Raw genomic sequence first — 15,900 nt, 5'->3', positions numbered from 1 at the left:
ACTCCGCTGCTGCGGGGGCCGGGGTTTGCCGTGGTGGGTGGTGGCGTGGTGTCGGCGGCGCCCGTCTCTCAGTAGCCCTGCGCGAGGGGGGTGAGCGTGGGCTGGGTGGGGATGTTGGGTGCTTCGCGGCGCTCCAGGCCGAAGCTGGTGAACGCGGTGCGCCTCGGCAGGGGGTAGGGCTCTTTGCCGGTGAGGGAGTTGAGGATGGTCGCGCTGCGCCATGCGGCGAGGCCGAGGTCGGGTGCGCCGACTCCGTGGGTGTGGCGTTCGGCGTTCTGCACGTAGATGGATCCGGTGACGGCGGGGTCGGTGACGATGCGGAACTCGTCGTCGATGCGTGGGCGGGCGGCGGCGTCGCGGCGGATGTACGGGTCGATTCCTGCGAGGAGTTGGCCGAGGGGGCGCTCGCGGTAGCCGGTGGCGAGGATGACGGCGTCGGTGGTGAGGCGGGAGCGGGTGCCTTGCTGGCGGTGTTCGAGGTGGAGTTCGATTTTGGTGTTGGCGACGCGTCCTGCTGTGCGTACGTGGACGCCGGGGGTGAGGACGGCGTCGGGCCAGCCGCCGTGGAGGGTGCGGCGGTAGAGCTCGTCGTGGATGGCGGTGATGGTGTCGGTGTCGATGCCTTTGTGGAGTTGCCATTGGCGGGGGCCGAGTTCGTCGCGTACGGACTCGGGGAGGGCTTGGAAGTAGCGGCTGTAGTCGGGGGTGAAGTGTTCGAGGCCGAGTTTGGAGTACTCCATGGGGGCGAAGGCTTCGGTTCTCGCCAGCCAGGTGATCTTTTCGCGGCCTGGGGGGCGGGCGCGCAGGAGGTCGAGGAAGATTTCGGCGCCGGATTGGCCTGATCCGATGACGGTGATGTGGTCGGCGGCGAGGAGGTTCTCGCGCTGGTCGAGGTAGTCGCTGGAGTGGTGGACGGGGGCGGAGGGGGCGTCGACGAGGGGTTTGAGGGGGTCGGGGATGTGGGGTTGGGTGCCGATGCCGATGGCGATGTTGCGGCTGTAGGTGCGGCCGAGGGCTTCGGCTGCGCCGTCGGCGGCGAGTTGGGTGTAGTCGATTTCGAAGGCGCCCTGTTCGGCGTTCCAGCGGACGGCGTCGACTTGGTGGCCGTAGTGGAGGCCGGGGAGGTGGTCGCTGACCCAGCGGCAGTAGGCGTCGTATTCGGCGCGGTGGATGTGGAAGCGCTCGGCGAAGTAGAAGGGGAAGAGCCGGTCGCGGGCGCGGAGGTAGTTGAGGAAGGACCAGGGGCTTGCGGGGTCGGCGAGGGTGACGAGGTCGGCGAGGAAGGGGACTTGGAGGGTGGCGTCCTCGATGAGGAGTCCGGGGTGCCAGTGGAAGGCGGGGCGTTGTTCGTAGAAGGCGGTGGTGAGTCCGCCGTGTACGCCGTCGGCGAGGGCGGCGAGGGAGAGGTTGAAGGGGCCGATGCCGATGCCCACCAGGTCGTGGGGCTGGGGGGGTTCCTGGGGCTGGGGGCGGGCGGTCATCGGTGGGCGCTGCCTTCCGGGTGGGTCAGGAGTGCGAGGAGTGCGTGGAGGTCGCTGGGGGTGGTGTGGGGGTTGAGAAGGGTGGCTTTGAGCCAGAGGCGGTCGTCGGCGCGGGCGCGGCCGAGGACGGTGCGGCCTTCGGTGAGGAGGGTGCGGCGGATGGCGGCGATGTCGTCGTCGGTGGCGCCGGTGGGGCGGAAGAGGACGGTGCTGATGGTGGGCCGGTCGTAGAGGTCGAGGCCGGGGGTGGCGTCGATGAGGTCGGCGAGGTGGTGGGCGGCGGCGCAGGTGCGGTCGATGAGGTCGGCGAGGCCTTGGCGGCCGAGGGCGCGGAGGGTTACGGCGATTTTGAGGATGTCGGGGCGTCGGGTCGTACGCAGGGAGCGGCCGAGGAGGTCGGGGAGGCCGGCTTCGGTGTCGTCGTGGGCGTTGAGGTAGTCGGCCTGGTGGGTGAGCGGGGTGAGGGCGGTTGTGTCGGGTACGGCGAGGAGTCCGGCGGCGACGGGTTGCCAGCCGAGTTTGTGCAGGTCGAGGGTGACGCTGTGGGCGCGGTCGAGGCCTTGGAGGCGGGTGCGGTGGGTGTCGCTGAGCAGCAGGGGGCCGCCGTAGGAGGCGTCGATGTGGAGTTCGGCGTGGTGGTGGGCGCAGAGGTCGGCGATGTCGGGTAGGGGGTCGATTTGTCCGGTGTCGGTGGTGCCGGCGGTGGCGGCGACGAGGAGGGGGGGGTGGTGGTGGAGGAGGAGGTCGGTGAGGGCTTCGTCGAGGGCGGCGAGGTCGATGGTGCCGGTGGGGGCGGGGACGGTGACGGGTTCGGGGAGGCCGAGGAGCCAGGCGGCGCGGTGCAGGGAGTGGTGGGCGTTGGCGCCGCAGACGAGTTGGACGGGGCCGTGGCGTTCGCGGGCGAGGAGGAGTGCGAGGTGGTTGGACTCGGTGCCGCCGGTGGTGATGAGGGCGTCGGGTGCCTGGTGGTGGGGGTAGATCTCGGCGGCGAGGGTGCGGGTGACTTCGGTTTCCAGGGCGGAGGCGGCGGGTGCCTGGTCCCAGGAGTCCATGGAGGGGTTGAGGGCGGAGGCGGCGAGGTCGGCGGCGGTGGCGACGGCGAGGGGCGGGCAGTGGAGGTGGGCGGCGCAGCGGGGGTCGGCGGGGTCGGCGGCGCCTTCGGTGAGGGCGCGGACGAGGGTGTGGAGGGCTTCGTGTGCGCCGGTGCCGGTGTCGGGCAGGACGGGTCGGGCGGCGTCGAGGAGTCGTTTGGTGACGGCGTCGGGGCCGCCGGGTGGGAGGGGTCCGCCTCGGGCGTGGGCTCCTTGGTAGAGGGCGTCGAGGACGGTGTCGAGCAGGGGCCGCAGGGCGGCGGGTCCGCCTGTGCCGCCGGCGAGGGGCGGGAGGGGGGTGCCGGGTGGCGGCGTACTCATGCGGGGTCCTTCGGGTGCGCTGGGGGTGGCTCGGTTGGCTCTCCAGCGTGTGGGTGGGTGAGCCGGTGCGTCCGCTGAGCACAACGATCTGAACCCGAAAGTGGTACTGGCGCCCGGCAGGCGGGGTTGGGGCGTGTGGGGCTGGTATGGGGGCCCGGCAGGGCTGTGGGGTGGCGGGGCCGGGCGGGCTGTGGGGTGGCCGGCCCGGCGCCGCAGGCCTGGGGGTCGGAGGTGGGCTGCGGGGCCGGGGTCGGGGGTGGCGGGGTCTGGTGGGCGGCGGGGTCAGTGGCCCCGTACGGCGATGGCGCGGCGCAGGTCGTCGAGCTGGTCGACGAGTTTGCGGCGCAGGGCGGGGATGGTTTCGGTGTCGCGCAGGAATTCTTCGCCGAGGCGCAGGGAGGCGGGGTCGGCGGCGTGGACGGGGAAGGCGTGGCGTCCTGCGGCTTCGGCGATGGCGGGGCCGCGGCGGGCGGCGAGGGCGGTCGCGTCGGGGTAGTAGCGGGGGATGTAGTCGCTGACGAGGTCGGCTTGTTCGGGTTGCCAGAAGCCTTGGGCGGTGGCGGTGAAGAGGTAGTTGGAGAGGGTGTCGTCCTCGAACATGCGGGTCCAGGCGGCGGCCTTGGCTTGGGGGGTTGGGAGGGCGGCGCGGCAGCGGGCGGCGCCTTCTTGTCCGGTGGCGCTGGGGTCGTGGTCGAGTTCGGTGGCGATGGTGGTTTCGTCGGTGGCGCCGAGGATGGCGAGGCGGCGCAGGATGCGCCAGCGCAGTTCGGGGTCGAGTTCGGGGCCGCCGGGGACGCTGCCTGAGGTGAGCCAGTCCTGGATGGCGTCGGGCTGGGTGGCGGCGTCGATGAAGTGGCGTACAGCGGTGAGGCGCAGGCCTGTTGCGTTGCCGTCTTCGGTGCGGCGGATGAGGTCGCGGCAGGTGGCGGTGAGGGTGGCGAGTGCGGTGGGGCGGTGGGCTGGGGGGAGGTAGCGGTCGGTGAGGTGGGTGTGGGCGAAGGTGAGGACGCCTTGGACGATGGCGAGGTCGGTTTCGTGGGGGAGGTGGGCGCGGGCTGTTTCGAGGTAGGTGCTGGGTTCGAGGTCGCCGTCGCGGGCCATGTCGCGTAGGCAGTTCCACAGGACGGCCCGGGTGATGGGGTCGGGGATTCCGGAGAGGGTGCGCAGTGCGAGTTCCGCGGACTGTTCATCGAGGCGGATCTTGGTGTAGGTGAGGTCGCTGTCGTTGAGTACGAGGAGGGCGGGGCGGCGGCCGGGGCGCTTGGTCGGGGATTGGTGGTCGGGTACGTCGATTTCGAATCGTTCGCGCAGGACGAGGCTGCGGCCGTCGGCGAGGTCGTGGTCGTAGGCGCCGACGGCGATGCGGTGGGGGCGGTCGCCGCGTTGGCCGACGGTGAGGTGCCAGTGGCCTTCGGTTTCGGTGAGGTGGGGGGTCAGGGTGTCGGTGCCGGTGGTGCGGAGCCATGCTTGGGCCCAGGTGTGGACGTCGCGGTCGGTGGCGGAGGCGAGGTTGTCGATGAAGCCGGCGAGCGTGGCGTTGGCGAAGGTGTGGCGGGCGAAGTGGGCGTTGATGCCGGCCAGGAAGTCTTTTTCGCCGAGCCAGGTGACGAGTTGGCGCAGGGCTGAGGCGCCCTTGGCGTAGGAGATGCCGTCGAAGTTGAGGAGCGCGGCGGCGGTGTCGGGGACGGCGCCGGGGTCGGGGGCGACGGGGTGGGTGGAGGGGCGTTGGTCGGCGTCGTATCCCCAGCCTTTGCGGGAGATGGCGAAGTCGGTCCAGGTGTTGCGGAAGCGGGTGGCTTCGGTGAGGGTCTGGTAGCCCATGTACTCGGCGAAGGATTCGTTGAGCCAGATGTCGTCCCACCACTGGAGGGTGACGAGGTTGCCGAACCACATGTGGGCCATCTCGTGGGCGATGACCATGGCGCGGTTCTGTCGTTCGGTGTCGGTGACGGCGGAGCGGTAGATGAATTCGTCGCGGAAGGTGACGAGGCCGGGGTTCTCCATGGCGCCGGCGTTGAATTCGGGGACGAAGGCCTGGTCGTAGGAGTCGAAGGGGTAGGGCTCTTCGAACTTTTCGTGGTAGCGGTCGTAGCAGGCGCGGGTGATGTCGAGGATTTCGGTGGCGTCGGTGTTGAGGTACGGGGCGAGGGAGCGGCGGCAGTGGATGCCGAAGGGCAGGCCGGCGTGTTCGGTGCGTACGGAGTGCCAGGGGCCTGCGGCGACGGCGACGAGGTAGGTGGAGATGAGGGGGGTGGTGGCGGCTGTCCAGCGTCCGTCGTCCTGCTGTGCGGTGATGCTGTTGGTGAGGACGGTCCAGCCTTCGGGGGCGGTGACGGTGAGGTCGAAGAGGGCCTTGAGGTCGGGCTGGTCGAAGGCGGGGAAGACGCGTTGGACGTCGTCGAGGAAGAGCTGGGTGTAGAGGTAGGTTTCGCCGTCGGCGGGGTCGGTGAAGCGGTGCATGCCTTCGCCGGTGCGGGAGTAGTGCATGTCCGCTTCGACGCGCAGCTCGTGCGGGCCTTGGGTGAGGCCGGTGAGTGGGAGCCGGTTGTCGGTGAGTGCGGCGGGGTCGAGGGGCTGTCCGTCGAGCGTGAGGGAGCGCAGTGCGGCGGGCTTGAGTTCGACGAAGGTGTCCCCGGCCGCGCGTGCGGTGAAGTGGATGGCGGTGCGGGAGCCGAAGGTCTCCTCGCCGCGGGTCAGGTCGAGGTCGATCGCGTAGCGGTGTACGTCGAGGAACTGGGCTCGGGTCTGCGCTTCGTCGCGCGTCAGTACGGACATGGGGACATGCTGCCCGATGGGTGCGGGGCGGTGCAGGAGTCAGGCGTGGTGCCGGGGTCAGGGGTGGTGACGGCGGGGGCGTGCCGGTCTGGGGCCGGGGTCAGTCGGTGCGGACTTCGTCGGCGATCGTCTCGTGGTGGCGGATGACCTCCGCGATGATGAAAGTCAGCAGCTTCTCGGCGAACGCCGGGTCCAGTTTCGCGTTCTCCGCGAGCTGTCGCAGCCGGGTGATCTGGCGGGACTCGCGGGACGGGTCGGCGGGCGGGAGGTGGTGTTCCGCCTTGAGCCGGCCGACTTGCTGGGTGCATTTGAAGCGCTCGGCGAGCATGTGGACGACGGCGGCGTCGATGTTGTCGATGCTGTCGCGCAGCCGGCCCAGTTCGGCGATGACGGACTCGTCGATGTTGCTGGAGGTCATGGTCAGGGAGCTTACGTGGGGCGGGTCACGATGGTCGGGGGGTGTTCGGGATCTGGGATCTGGTGGCTCCAGCCGCCGGGTACGGCGCGGCTCTGCTGTTCGCGGAACCGGATGGGTGGGGTGCCGACGCGGCGGGTGAAGAGGCGGGAGAAGTAGGCGGGGTCGTCGTATCCGACGCGGCGGGCGACGGCGGCGACGGGGAGGTCGGTGGCGGCGAGGAGTTCCTTGGCGTGCCCGAGGCGGATGCCGAGGAGGTAGTCCTTGGGGCTGCATCCGGCGCTGCGGCGTACGGCGGCGCGTAGTTCCGCGGGGGTCATGCCGTGGCGGGAGGCGTGTTCGGCGATGGTCAGGGGGCGGAACGCGTCGCGGGCCATGGCGTGGAGTACGGGATCGCTGCCGGCTTGGGTGTCGGTGCGGGCGCGGCGTAGGGCGACGAGGAGTTCGTGGACGGCGGCGGCGGTCTCGACTTCGAGGAGGGGGTTTCCGCGGCGTGCGGCGCGGGCGATGCGGCTGATGGCGCTGCGGGCGGCTGCGGTGTTGTCGAGGGGGACGACGGGGCGGCCCGGTTCGATGTAGCCGAGTTCGGTGTACGTCGCGGTGGCGGGCCCGGTGAAGTCGACGAAGCTCTCGTCCCAGCCGGTGGTCGGGTCGGGCCCGTAGTGGTGCGGGGTGCCGGGGAGGAGCCAGATCAGGGCGGGGGCGGTGACGGCGGTGCGCCGGCCGTCGGCGCCGCGGTACCAGCCGGTTCCGGCGCTGATGACGACGGCGACGTGGTGGTCGAGGGTGCGGGGGCCGACGGTGGGCAGGGCGCCGTGCTGGAGACCGACTCCGAGGCAGACCAGGCCCAGTTTGTGGTGGGTGGGGCTGGGGGTGAAGTAGCGCATCCAGCTGTGGTACATGGCCTGTTCCTCCCTGCCCGCCCGACCGCCTGCCTGCCTGTCTGTGTGTCTGTGTGTCTGTGTGTCTGTGCGTCTGTCTGCCTGGTGGCGTGCTGTCGGCTGTTCGTTGTGTCCCATGTTCGTTGTGTCCAAACAGCGCTGATCTTTGTCCATGGACTGCGCTGCCGCCAGGGGGTGAGGTGATCAGGTGATGGTGGAGCGAGAGGCGGGGACCGTGGGTGATTTCGCGGTGGGTGAGCGGGACTTCGAGCTGGACGGGCGGCCGGTGCGGCTGTTGTCGGGGGCTCTGCACTATTTCCGGGTGCACGAGGGTCAGTGGGGGCACCGGCTCGCGATGCTCCGCTCCATGGGGCTGAACTGTGTGGAAACGTACGTTCCGTGGAACGTTCACGAACCGGAGCCGGGCCGGCTGCGTGACGTGGGTGCGCTCGGCCGGTTCCTGGACGCCGCGCGGGACGCCGGGCTGTGGGCGATCGTCCGGCCGGGACCGTACATCTGCGCCGAATGGGAGAACGGTGGCCTGCCGCACTGGCTGACGGGGGCAGTGGGCAGCCGGGCGCGTACGCGTGATCCGGAGTATCTGGGGCATGTGGAGCGGTGGTTCAGGAGGCTGTTGCCGCAGGTGGCCGAGCGGCAGATCGACCGGGGCGGCCGGGTGATCATGGTGCAGGTCGAGAACGAGTACGGCAGTTACGGCTCGGACCAGGTGTATCTGCGGCATGTGGCGGACCTGTTGCGGGAGTGCGGGGTCGGCGTGCCACTGTTCACGTCCGACGGGCCCGAGGATCACATGCTGACGGGCGGGTCGTTGCCGGGTGTACTGGCGACGGCGAACTTCGGGGCGGGGGCGCGTGAGGGTTTCGCGACGCTGCGCCGGCACCAGCCGGCTGGGCCGTTGATGTGCATGGAGTTCTGGTGCGGCTGGTTCGACCATTGGGGCGCGGAGCACGTCGTACGGGACGCGCGGGACGCGGCGGCGGCGCTGCGCGAGATCCTTGAGTGCGGTGCGTCGGTGAACATCTACATGGCGCACGGCGGTACGAACTTCGCGGGCTGGGCGGGTGCGAACCGTTCCGGGGAACTGCACGACGGTGTTCTCCAGCCGACCGCGACGTCGTACGACTACGACGCGCCCATCGACGAGTTCGGCCGTCCCACGCAGAAGTTCTGGCTGTTCCGGGACGTCTTGGCGCGCTACCAGAACGATGGTGGCAGGCTGCCGGACCTGCCGGCCGCGCCTCCCGCGCTGGGTGCGCCCGCGCGGGCCGGGCTGACCGGGTGGGCGCCGCTGTGCGACGTACTGCAAATGCTTGGCGGGCCGGAGACCGAGCATGCGATGCCGCCGACGTTCGAGGAGCTGGGTGTGGACCGGGGACTGGTCCGTTACCGGGTGGACGTGCCGGGGCCGCGCCGGGGGATCCGCTGGGTGTGCGGGGGCTGCGGGACCGTGCTGTGGTGTACGTCGACGGGGTGCGGGCGGGGGTGCTGAGCGGCGAGGCGGGTCCGGGCGCGGGTTACGTGGCGCTGGCCCAGCTGGTGGCGGGGCCCGCAGCGGTGGAGCTGTGGGTGGAGTCGCTGGGGCGGGTCAACTACGGGCCGCGGCTCGGTGAGCGCAAGGGCATCACGGGGGGTGTCCTGCATGAGCGCCAGTACCTGCACGGGGTGCGGGCGCAGGGGCTGTCCCTGGACGCGTTCGAGGATGCGGAGGCGGTCGGCAAGGTGTCGTTGCGTTCTCCGGAAGCGGGGGTGTCGGGGTTGTTCCGGGGAACGGCGGAGATCAAGGGCGCGGGTGACGCGAAGCTGTCGCTGCCGGGCTGGGAGCGGGGCTTCGTGTGGGTGAACGGCTTCTGCCTGGGACGCTACTGGGCGGCGGGCCCCCAGGAGTCGCTGCACGTTCCCGGGAACGTTCTGCGTGAGGGTACGAACGACGTATGGGTGCTGGAGTTGGAGCGTTCCGGGGAACAGCACGTTTCGTTCAGCTGAACCAATGTGTGCCGAAAGAGGGGCCGGCCCTCCCCTACCCGGTAAGGGCCGGCCCTCCTGGACGCTGCCCCTTACGGCATCGCCCCTTACGGGGTTGCCGCTTACGGCCTGGTGCGCGATAGGGGGCGGATCAGCCCGCGGCGTCGGCTGCGGTGCATCACAAGGCGGCGGAGCGTCCTCATAGCGGAGCTATTAGGGCGTTTCGCCAACGCGGCGAGGTGCCGTAGCCGACGCCGCGGGCCCGTCCCCTATCGCGCACCAGGCCGTTACAGGGTGGCCGCGGCCTTCTTGATGTCGGCGGCGAAGGTGGAGACCTCGGTGTAGACACCGGGGTAGTCGGGCCGCGCGCAGCCGTTGCCGTAGCTCACTATGCCGACCTGGATCCACGCGCCGGCGCCGTCCCTGCGGAACATCGGGCCGCCCGAGTCGCCCTGGCACGTGTCTGTGCCGCCCTGGTCCATGAAGCCCGCGCACAGTTCCTCGGACGGCACGAATTCATTCCCGTACGCCGTCCGGCAGGTGGCGTCGCTGACGAACGGCACCTTCGCCTTCAGGAGGTAACGCTGCTGGCCGCCGCCCTCGGTCGCCGCGCCCCAGCCGGCGATGTCGAACGTGCCTGAGTTGTACGCCGTTGTGGTGGCGATCGGCAGGGTCGGGAGGCTGATGGGCTTGGCCAGTTTGATCAGTGCCCAGTCCTTGCCCCTGCCGTTGTAGCCGGGGGCCTGGAGGACCTTGGTCGACTTGACCTTGATGGCGCTGGAACTGCGCAGGTCGACGACGCCCGCGGTGGCGGTGATGCCGGTGTTGTTGCCTGAGCCGTTCACGCAGTGCGCTGCTGTCAGGACGATGTCGTTGGCGTAGAGCGATCCTCCGCAGCCCATCGAGAGCCGCACCATGAACGGGAACTCGCCCTGGGCGGCTCGTGTTCCGCCGACCACGGGCGGTGTCGACGCGGAGGCGAGGGACGCACCCGCTGGCTGTACGGCGACGGCGGCGAGGATCACGGCGCCGGCGGCGGCAGATCTCTTCGAGGCACGCAGAAAGTTCCGCAGCTTCCTCAAGGTATTGCCTTTCGTGGGGGGTTTTCGTGGGGGGTGCTTTGTTCACGCGCTCGTTCACGCGCACGACGATGACGAGCACGACAAGAAGACTGGCATGCTCCCGTCAATACATGTGGCAGGATTATGCGGACTCGGCCTCTCTGCCGACAAGGGTGACTTTCCAGCCACCCCCCGCCCCTCCTCGTCCCCCCGTGCCTACAGTGGAGACCTGTTCACCGTCGGGCGACGACGTACGGAGGTGGCTGCGCACATGACCGGTGGCGGCGATGTCGTGCACGGCTATCCGCACCTGGCCACCGTGCGGTCCGCTCTGGCCGCCCTCCACAAGCGGCTGTCCTACGACGGCGTGCACTCCTACGCCCCGAGTGTCTTCCCCGTCGACGTCGCGCTCTGCGACCAGGACGATCTGCACCTCGGCGCCCAGCGCGTGGCCCGCGCCCTCGTCCACCACCTGCGGCTGCCGGACGCCCGCATGATCGTGAGCTTCCGCGAGATGGAGCACGCCGCGAGCGTGGAACTGGCTGCGGGTCCCGAGTACTTCATCGAGCTCAACGCCCGCTTCGAGAAGCACCGCAGGGACATCGGGGCGGCCCTCGCCCACGAGATCACTCACGTCCTGCTGCACCGGCTGGACCTGTCGTTCCCCGGCACCCGCGACAACGAGATCCTCACCGACACCGTGACGACGTACCTCGGAGCGGGCTGGCTGCTGCTCGACGCGTACCGGGAGGACAGTGCGTCCAGCCAGAAACTCGGCTACCTCACCCCGGAGGAGTTCGGGTACGTTCTCGCGAAGCGTGCGATCGCGTTCGGCGAGGACCCCGCGCCCTGGTTCACCAGCCCGCAGGCGTACACGGCGTACACCAAGGGCCTCGCGCAGGCGCGCCGCGACGAGCAGCAGCCACCCCTGACGGCGGCGGGCTGGGCGGGGCGCCGCCGGTACGCCAAGGAGCGGCGGTACGCACAGGAGAACGGCGGCCGCACGGACCCCGGTTCGCCGTCGTACGCCTTCGAGGGCGGCGCCAGCGCGCCGCTGCGCGTCTCGTTCCCCTGTCCCACCTGCTGCCAGCGCATCCGCGTACCGGTCGGCGGACGTGTACGGGCACGGTGCGCGCTGTGCCGCACAATTCTCGAGTGCGACACGTGAACGGCGCGACGCGGTTCGGCCGAGGCTCAGCCAGGCTCAGCAGCCGTGGTCGACGAGGTCGAACGACGCGTAGTGATCTGCGGTGTAGTAGTCCTCCTGAGCCGCGTCACCAGTGACGATGCGCCGCGCCCCGCGGTCTGAGGAGCCCGGGGTGACGACCGTGTACTCGTGGTAGTAACCCGTGCCGCGGCCCGGCAGGATCTGTTCCCGGTTCTGGAACACGGTCCCGTCCTGGTCGTACGGGTAGGGTCCGCCGGCCTCGATGAGGTCGAGCGTGTCGTGTGCCTGGGAGGGCAGGTCCGAGTAGCAGATGTCACCGACCGCGGATACCGCGGCGAAGGCCGGTGCGGTGGCCGGGACACCGGCGAGGAGGGTGGAGGCGAGCGCGGCGACAGCGCCGATGGCTGAGAGACGTGGGGGGATTCTCATGGCTCATGATGACGCGCGTAGCGGTTGACGCGTCAACGCCAACTGCCTGTAATTCGCGGGACGTTCACCTCACCCGCCACCGTCCCCCGAAGGCCTCCCCAAGACCGTCAGGCGCGGTCCACCTACTCCGGCCGACCCCACCCCGGCCCGTGGGCGCGAACGCCTCGGGATGCGCTGTCCGGGGCCCTGGAGACGGGCCGGAGTACGAAGACCCTCCTACGCGGCTGCGCTGCGGCTGCCGCCCTGGGCGCGTCCACCGCGCCCACTACCACGCCCACCGCCGGCCTGCGCACGCGCACCGGCCCGCTCGCCACCCTGCGAGCGACCGCCACCCTGCGAGCGACCGCCGCCCTGCGCACGCTCGCCGCCCTGTGCGCGACCACCGCCCTGCGCACGCTCGCCGCCCTGTGCGCGACCGCCGCCCTGGGAGGCGCGGCCGCCCGTCTGGGCGCGCTCGCCCTGCGTACGAGCGCCGGCTCCGGACCCACCGCTGCGACCGCCACCGTTGGCGGCGCCACCGGTGCGGCCCGCCCCGCCGCTCCCCCGTCCGCCGCGCGCGCCGCTCTGCGGGCGCCGCTTGGGCTGCGCGGACGCCTGCTGCTGCTGCGGGACCTCCACGACGATGGCCACGCCCGACGGCTCGCGCGCGCCGGTGATCCGGGTCAGTTCGTCGTCGCTGGACTTGACCCGCGCGGTCTTCGGAACGATCCCCGCGTCCGACATGAGCTGCGTCATCTCCCGCTTCTCGTCGGGCAGCACCAGCGTGACCACGCTGCCGGACTCGCCGGCGCGGGCTGTGCGGCCGCCGCGGTGCAGGTAGTCCTTGTGGTCGACGGGAGGATCGACGTTGACCACGAGGTCGAGGTCGTCGACATGGATTCCGCGGGCGGCCACATTCGTGGCGACCAGCGCCGTAACCTGCCCGGCCTTGAACTGGTCGAGGGTGCGGTTGCGCTGCGGCTGCGAACGGCCGCCGTGCAGCGCCGCCGCGTGCACACCGCTGGCCAGCAGTCGCTTCGCGAAGCGGTCCGCGGCGCGCTTGGTGTCCACGAAGAGGATGACCCTGCCGTCGCGTGCGGCGATGCGCGTGGCGACGGCCTTCTTGTCGGTCTCGTCGGCGACGTACAGCACGTGGTGCTCCATCGTCGTCACCGCGCCCGCGGACGGGTCGACGGAGTGCACCACCGGGTCGGTGAGGAACATCCGCACGAGCCGGTCGACGTTGCGGTCGAGGGTCGCCGAGAACAGCATCCGCTGCCCGTCCGGCTCGACCTGCTTGAGCAGCGCTGTGACCTGCGGAAGGAAGCCCATGTCGGCCATCTGGTCGGCTTCGTCCAGCACGGTGATCGACACCTGGCCGAGCTCCGCGTCGCCGCGCTCGATGAGGTCCTTCAAGCGGCCGGGGGTGGCCACGAGGATCTCAGCGCCGCGGCGCAGCGTGTTCGCCTGCTTGGTGATCGACATGCCGCCGACGACGGTGGCCATCCGCAGGTTCACGGCGGTCGCGTACGGCGTGAGCGCGTCGGTGACCTGCTGCGCGAGTTCCCGGGTGGGCACCAGGACGAGGGCGAGCGGTGCGCGCGGCTCGCAGCGTCGGCCTGCGGTACGGGCCAGCAGGGCGAGGCCGAAGGCGAGGGTCTTCCCGGAGCCGGTGCGTCCGCGGCCGAGGATGTCGCGGCCGGCGAGTGAGTTCGGCAGGGTCGCGCCCTGAATGGGGAAGGGCTCGGTCACACCCTGTGCCGCCAGGGTCTTGAGCAGCGCGGCGGGCATGTCGAGATCGGCGAAGTTCTCGACGGCACCCAGCGCCGGCGTGATGGTCTCCGGCATCGCGAATTCACCCTGCAGGGGCGTGGCGCGACGGGCACCACCCTTGGCGGGTGTCTTGCCGGCGGGGGCCTTGCCGCGGGCCTGGGCGGGGCGGTTGCGGACGGGGCGTGCTGAGCGTGCGGCGGCGGGGCGTTCGGAGCGAGTCATTCGGGGTTGCCTTCCTGGGGACAGCACAAGCCGGGGCCCGCACCTTCACGGTGCGGGCCCCGGCCAGCGAGGTATCGCGTCGGCTGATTAGGCCGGGACGATGTTCTCCGCCTGCGGGCCCTTCTGGCCCTGCGTGACGTCGAAGGAGACCTTCTGGCCCTCCTGGAGCTCACGGAAGCCCTGGGTGGCAATGTTGGAGTAGTGGGCGAAGACGTCGGCGCCGCCGCCGTCCTGCTCGATGAAGCCGAAGCCCTTTTCCGAGTTGAACCACTTCACGGTTCCAGTAGCCATGTCATTCTCCTAAAAAAACTGGGGCAGATCCGCAAATCCGCACCGTACGGATTCCACGTCGCCGCAATGAGCCCCATCCGGAGAACCGGAAAACAAAATGCGCCTGAGGAAGCATTCCCGTCAGGCGCACATAATGTTTATGGGTACCAAAACTGCAACTCGGCTACTCTAACACGATGGCGCCGGAGCGCCAGGCTTCGGCGCCGCAAAGATCGTGTCAGCGTGTCGCCCCGGCGGTCCGGGCCGCCCGGAGGGTGCACTCCGCCGCGCGGATTAGGGTCCGGGGATGATCGCTGAACTGCAGTGTGTGGTCCTGGACTGCCCCGATCCGCGTGCCCTGGCCCGTTTCTACGGGTCGCTCGCCGGGGGTGAGGTCAACCGGCCGGACCGCCGGTGGAGCGTGGACGACGACTGGGCGACCCTGCATACCGCCGCTGGCCAGGTCCTGGCGTTCCAGCGGGCCGACGCTCACCGGCCGCCCCGGCGGGAGGACCCGGAGCGTCCGCAGCAGTCCCATCTCGACTTCGGCGTCGCGGACCTCCGCCGGGCTCATTGCGGAGGTGACGGAGCTGGGCGCGACACTGCTGCTGGACGACGGGGCGGGGGCGAGGAGCTGGCGCGTCTACGCCGATCCCGCAGGGCACCCCTTCTGCCTCGTACGGCACTGACTCAGCGCACGCAGGTGATGACGGCCGCCCGCCCTTCCGTGTCCAGTGCCACCGGCCGTCCCGGATCGCCGGCCCGGGCCGCCACGAGCACCGCGTCGTAGCGGCCGAGGACGACGCCCTCGGCCACGAGACGCGCGGGCCCTTCGAGGGCGACGATCAACGTCATCGCGCCGGCCGGGACGCTGATCGGCAGCCGCCCCCGTATGACGGAGACGAGCATGTCCGTGCGGCCGTCCCTGCGGTGCATGGCGTTGAGGTTGACGACCGGACCGTCGAGGAGACGGCCGTGGGTCGGTACGTCGCCCGGGAAGCGCCGGGGGGTGTCGCGCGCGTCGACCAGGTGGCGCTCGCCGCCCACCGTGAGGTCCATGCCCGCTCCCTCGACGACGGTGAGTGTGCGGTCCACACCGGGGAACGTCGAGAAGGGACCGTCTGCCGTGACGTCCGCGAGGCTCACCCGCCACTCGAAGCCGTCCGTCCCGGCGCCGTCGGGCCACGCGGCGATCTCGCGGGTGACACCTCCGCCGTGCTTCCACGGCGCCACGGGCCGCTCGGCGGCCCGCAGCACCCTGAACACCCGCGCGTCCCGCGTCATCGCGCGATGCCGGCCGTACGGGCGGCGCTCAGCCACGACGGGAACTCCCTTACCAGCGCGTCGTAGAGCTCAGCGTCGGACACCTGGCGGGGATCGAGGCCGGCATGGAAGTAACCGGCGTTGTCGACGCGGCGCCTGGCCGGCACGGGGAGTTCGTCGAGCTTGCGCAGGAAGTCGAACTGCGAACTGCGGGTGTTGCCGAAGCCGATGAACTGCCAGAAGAGCGGCAGTTCGGCCGCCTTGCACAGGTAGCGCTCTGCGGCCAGCTTGTTGATCGGCCCGCCGTCGGTCTGGAAGACGACCAGGGCCGGGTCCGTGCAGCCGCTGTCGAGGTAGTGGTCGATGACCGCGTCCATGGCCAGGTGGTAGCTGGTCTTGCCCATGTGGCCGAGCCCGGCGACGATGCGGTCGATCCGCCCCTGATGGTTGTCGAGCGCGATGTCGGTGACAGCGTCCACGTCGGTGGAGAAGAAGACGACGGGGACGGACCCGTCGTCGTCGAGATGCGCGGACAGGCCCAGTACCCGGTCGGCGAGCGCCTGCACGCTGCCGTCCGTGTAATAGGGCTTCATGGAGCCCGAGTAGTCGACGACGAGGTAGACGGCCGCGCGTGCCCCGCCCAGCCCGTGCTTGTGCAGACTGACGCCGGCGCTCTTGTAGAGGCTGACCAGCGCGGGCGCGGTCTCCTCCACCTTGCGGAGGGTTGTCGCCATGCGGGGCTCCTCAATCCGGTTCGCGTACGCGGTCGGGCCGGCCGACCGGCAGCT

At 70.6% G+C, this 15,900-nt stretch carries 12 protein-coding genes and 2 pseudogenes; 3 read left to right on the top strand and 11 right to left on the bottom strand.

Annotated features, from left to right (window positions below):
* Nucleotides 1-68: 68 nt before the first annotated feature.
* The 5 genes from ACU6WZ_RS22905 to ACU6WZ_RS22885 form a co-directional block, all read right to left on the bottom strand.
* The gene (locus tag ACU6WZ_RS22905; protein ID WP_447030049.1) at nucleotides 69-1,481 is read right to left on the bottom strand and encodes a lysine N(6)-hydroxylase/L-ornithine N(5)-oxygenase family protein; all 1,413 of its coding nucleotides are present in this window, start codon (nucleotides 1,479-1,481) and stop codon (nucleotides 69-71) included.
* On the bottom strand, nucleotides 1,478-2,893 hold the full coding sequence (locus ACU6WZ_RS22900; protein WP_447030048.1) for a pyridoxal phosphate-dependent decarboxylase family protein: 1,416 nt from the start codon (nucleotides 2,891-2,893) through the stop codon (nucleotides 1,478-1,480). The genes ACU6WZ_RS22905 and ACU6WZ_RS22900 overlap by 4 nt, the downstream gene beginning before the upstream one ends.
* A 282-nt stretch (nucleotides 2,894-3,175) precedes the next feature.
* Entirely contained in the window at nucleotides 3,176-5,668 is a 2,493-nt protein-coding gene (gene pepN / locus ACU6WZ_RS22895; protein WP_447030047.1) for an aminopeptidase N, read from the bottom strand.
* A gap of 100 nt (nucleotides 5,669-5,768) precedes the next feature.
* Nucleotides 5,769-6,086 (bottom strand): chorismate mutase, encoded by a 318-nt coding sequence (locus tag ACU6WZ_RS22890; protein ID WP_447030046.1) that lies wholly within the window; start codon nucleotides 6,084-6,086, stop codon nucleotides 5,769-5,771.
* Between the two features lie 11 nt (nucleotides 6,087-6,097).
* Complete coding sequence (locus tag ACU6WZ_RS22885) at nucleotides 6,098-6,985, bottom strand: helix-turn-helix transcriptional regulator (protein ID WP_447030045.1); 888 nt, start codon at nucleotides 6,983-6,985, stop codon at nucleotides 6,098-6,100.
* A 214-nt stretch (nucleotides 6,986-7,199) separates the two neighbouring features.
* Between ACU6WZ_RS22885 and ACU6WZ_RS22880 the strand changes: the two are divergent.
* A pseudogene (locus ACU6WZ_RS22880) lies at nucleotides 7,200-8,968 on the top strand (glycoside hydrolase family 35 protein).
* 266 nt (nucleotides 8,969-9,234) lie between these two features.
* Here ACU6WZ_RS22880 and ACU6WZ_RS22875 read toward each other — a convergent pair.
* Nucleotides 9,235-10,020 (bottom strand): S1 family peptidase, encoded by a 786-nt coding sequence (locus ACU6WZ_RS22875; protein WP_447034194.1) that lies wholly within the window; start codon nucleotides 10,018-10,020, stop codon nucleotides 9,235-9,237.
* Nucleotides 10,021-10,279: 259 nt separating this feature from the next.
* Between ACU6WZ_RS22875 and ACU6WZ_RS22870 the strand changes: the two genes are divergently transcribed.
* The gene (locus ACU6WZ_RS22870) at nucleotides 10,280-11,176 is read left to right on the top strand and encodes a hypothetical protein (RefSeq protein WP_447030044.1); all 897 of its coding nucleotides are present in this window, start codon (nucleotides 10,280-10,282) and stop codon (nucleotides 11,174-11,176) included.
* Nucleotides 11,177-11,212: 36 nt separating this feature from the next.
* Here the strand turns inward: ACU6WZ_RS22870 and ACU6WZ_RS22865 are convergent, their stop codons facing one another.
* The 3 genes from ACU6WZ_RS22865 to ACU6WZ_RS22855 form a co-directional block, all read right to left on the bottom strand.
* Nucleotides 11,213-11,605 (bottom strand): guanyl-specific ribonuclease, encoded by a 393-nt coding sequence (locus tag ACU6WZ_RS22865; RefSeq protein WP_447030043.1) that lies wholly within the window; start codon nucleotides 11,603-11,605, stop codon nucleotides 11,213-11,215.
* Between the two features lie 216 nt (nucleotides 11,606-11,821).
* On the bottom strand, nucleotides 11,822-13,579 hold the full coding sequence (locus ACU6WZ_RS22860; protein ID WP_447030042.1) for a DEAD/DEAH box helicase: 1,758 nt from the start codon (nucleotides 13,577-13,579) through the stop codon (nucleotides 11,822-11,824).
* Between the two features lie 87 nt (nucleotides 13,580-13,666).
* Entirely contained in the window at nucleotides 13,667-13,870 is a 204-nt protein-coding gene (locus ACU6WZ_RS22855; protein ID WP_015607926.1) for a cold-shock protein, read from the bottom strand.
* A gap of 286 nt (nucleotides 13,871-14,156) precedes the next feature.
* Between ACU6WZ_RS22855 and ACU6WZ_RS22850 the strand changes: the two are divergent.
* A pseudogene (locus ACU6WZ_RS22850) lies at nucleotides 14,157-14,538 on the top strand (VOC family protein).
* Nucleotide 14,539: 1 nt separating this feature from the next.
* Here the strand turns inward: ACU6WZ_RS22850 and ACU6WZ_RS22845 are convergent.
* Nucleotides 14,540-15,133 carry a HutD/Ves family protein gene (locus ACU6WZ_RS22845; protein WP_447034192.1) on the bottom strand — a complete coding sequence of 198 codons (594 nt, stop codon included), beginning with the start codon at nucleotides 15,131-15,133 and terminating at the stop codon, nucleotides 14,540-14,542.
* A complete protein-coding gene (locus tag ACU6WZ_RS22840; RefSeq protein ID WP_447030041.1) occupies nucleotides 15,130-15,846 on the bottom strand; it encodes a vWA domain-containing protein in 717 nt (238 codons plus the stop codon). Before ACU6WZ_RS22840 ends, ACU6WZ_RS22845 begins: the two co-directional genes overlap by 4 nt.
* Nucleotides 15,847-15,900 lie beyond the last annotated feature (54 nt).

The organism is Streptomyces hypolithicus (assembly GCF_052934925.1).
This window is presented reverse-complemented; position numbering and strand designations above follow the sequence as displayed.

Excerpts from the sequence above, each read along its gene's own strand:
- ACU6WZ_RS22905 (WP_447030049.1), bottom strand. The coding sequence starts at position 1,481 with ATGACCGCCCGCCCCCAGCCCCAGGAACCCCCCCAGCCCCACGACCTG.
- ACU6WZ_RS22900 (WP_447030048.1), bottom strand. The coding sequence starts at position 2,893 with ATGAGTACGCCGCCACCCGGCACCCCCCTCCCGCCCCTCGCCGGCGGC.
- pepN (WP_447030047.1), bottom strand. The coding sequence starts at position 5,668 with ATGTCCGTACTGACGCGCGACGAAGCGCAGACCCGAGCCCAGTTCCTC.
- ACU6WZ_RS22890 (WP_447030046.1), bottom strand. The coding sequence starts at position 6,086 with ATGACCTCCAGCAACATCGACGAGTCCGTCATCGCCGAACTGGGCCGG.
- ACU6WZ_RS22885 (WP_447030045.1), bottom strand. The coding sequence starts at position 6,985 with ATGTACCACAGCTGGATGCGCTACTTCACCCCCAGCCCCACCCACCAC.
- ACU6WZ_RS22870 (WP_447030044.1), top strand. The coding sequence starts at position 10,280 with ATGACCGGTGGCGGCGATGTCGTGCACGGCTATCCGCACCTGGCCACC.
- ACU6WZ_RS22865 (WP_447030043.1), bottom strand. The coding sequence starts at position 11,605 with ATGAGAATCCCCCCACGTCTCTCAGCCATCGGCGCTGTCGCCGCGCTC.
- ACU6WZ_RS22860 (WP_447030042.1), bottom strand. The coding sequence starts at position 13,579 with ATGACTCGCTCCGAACGCCCCGCCGCCGCACGCTCAGCACGCCCCGTC.
- ACU6WZ_RS22855 (WP_015607926.1), bottom strand. The coding sequence starts at position 13,870 with ATGGCTACTGGAACCGTGAAGTGGTTCAACTCGGAAAAGGGCTTCGGC.
- ACU6WZ_RS22845 (WP_447034192.1), bottom strand. The coding sequence starts at position 15,133 with ATGACGCGGGACGCGCGGGTGTTCAGGGTGCTGCGGGCCGCCGAGCGG.
- ACU6WZ_RS22840 (WP_447030041.1), bottom strand. The coding sequence starts at position 15,846 with ATGGCGACAACCCTCCGCAAGGTGGAGGAGACCGCGCCCGCGCTGGTC.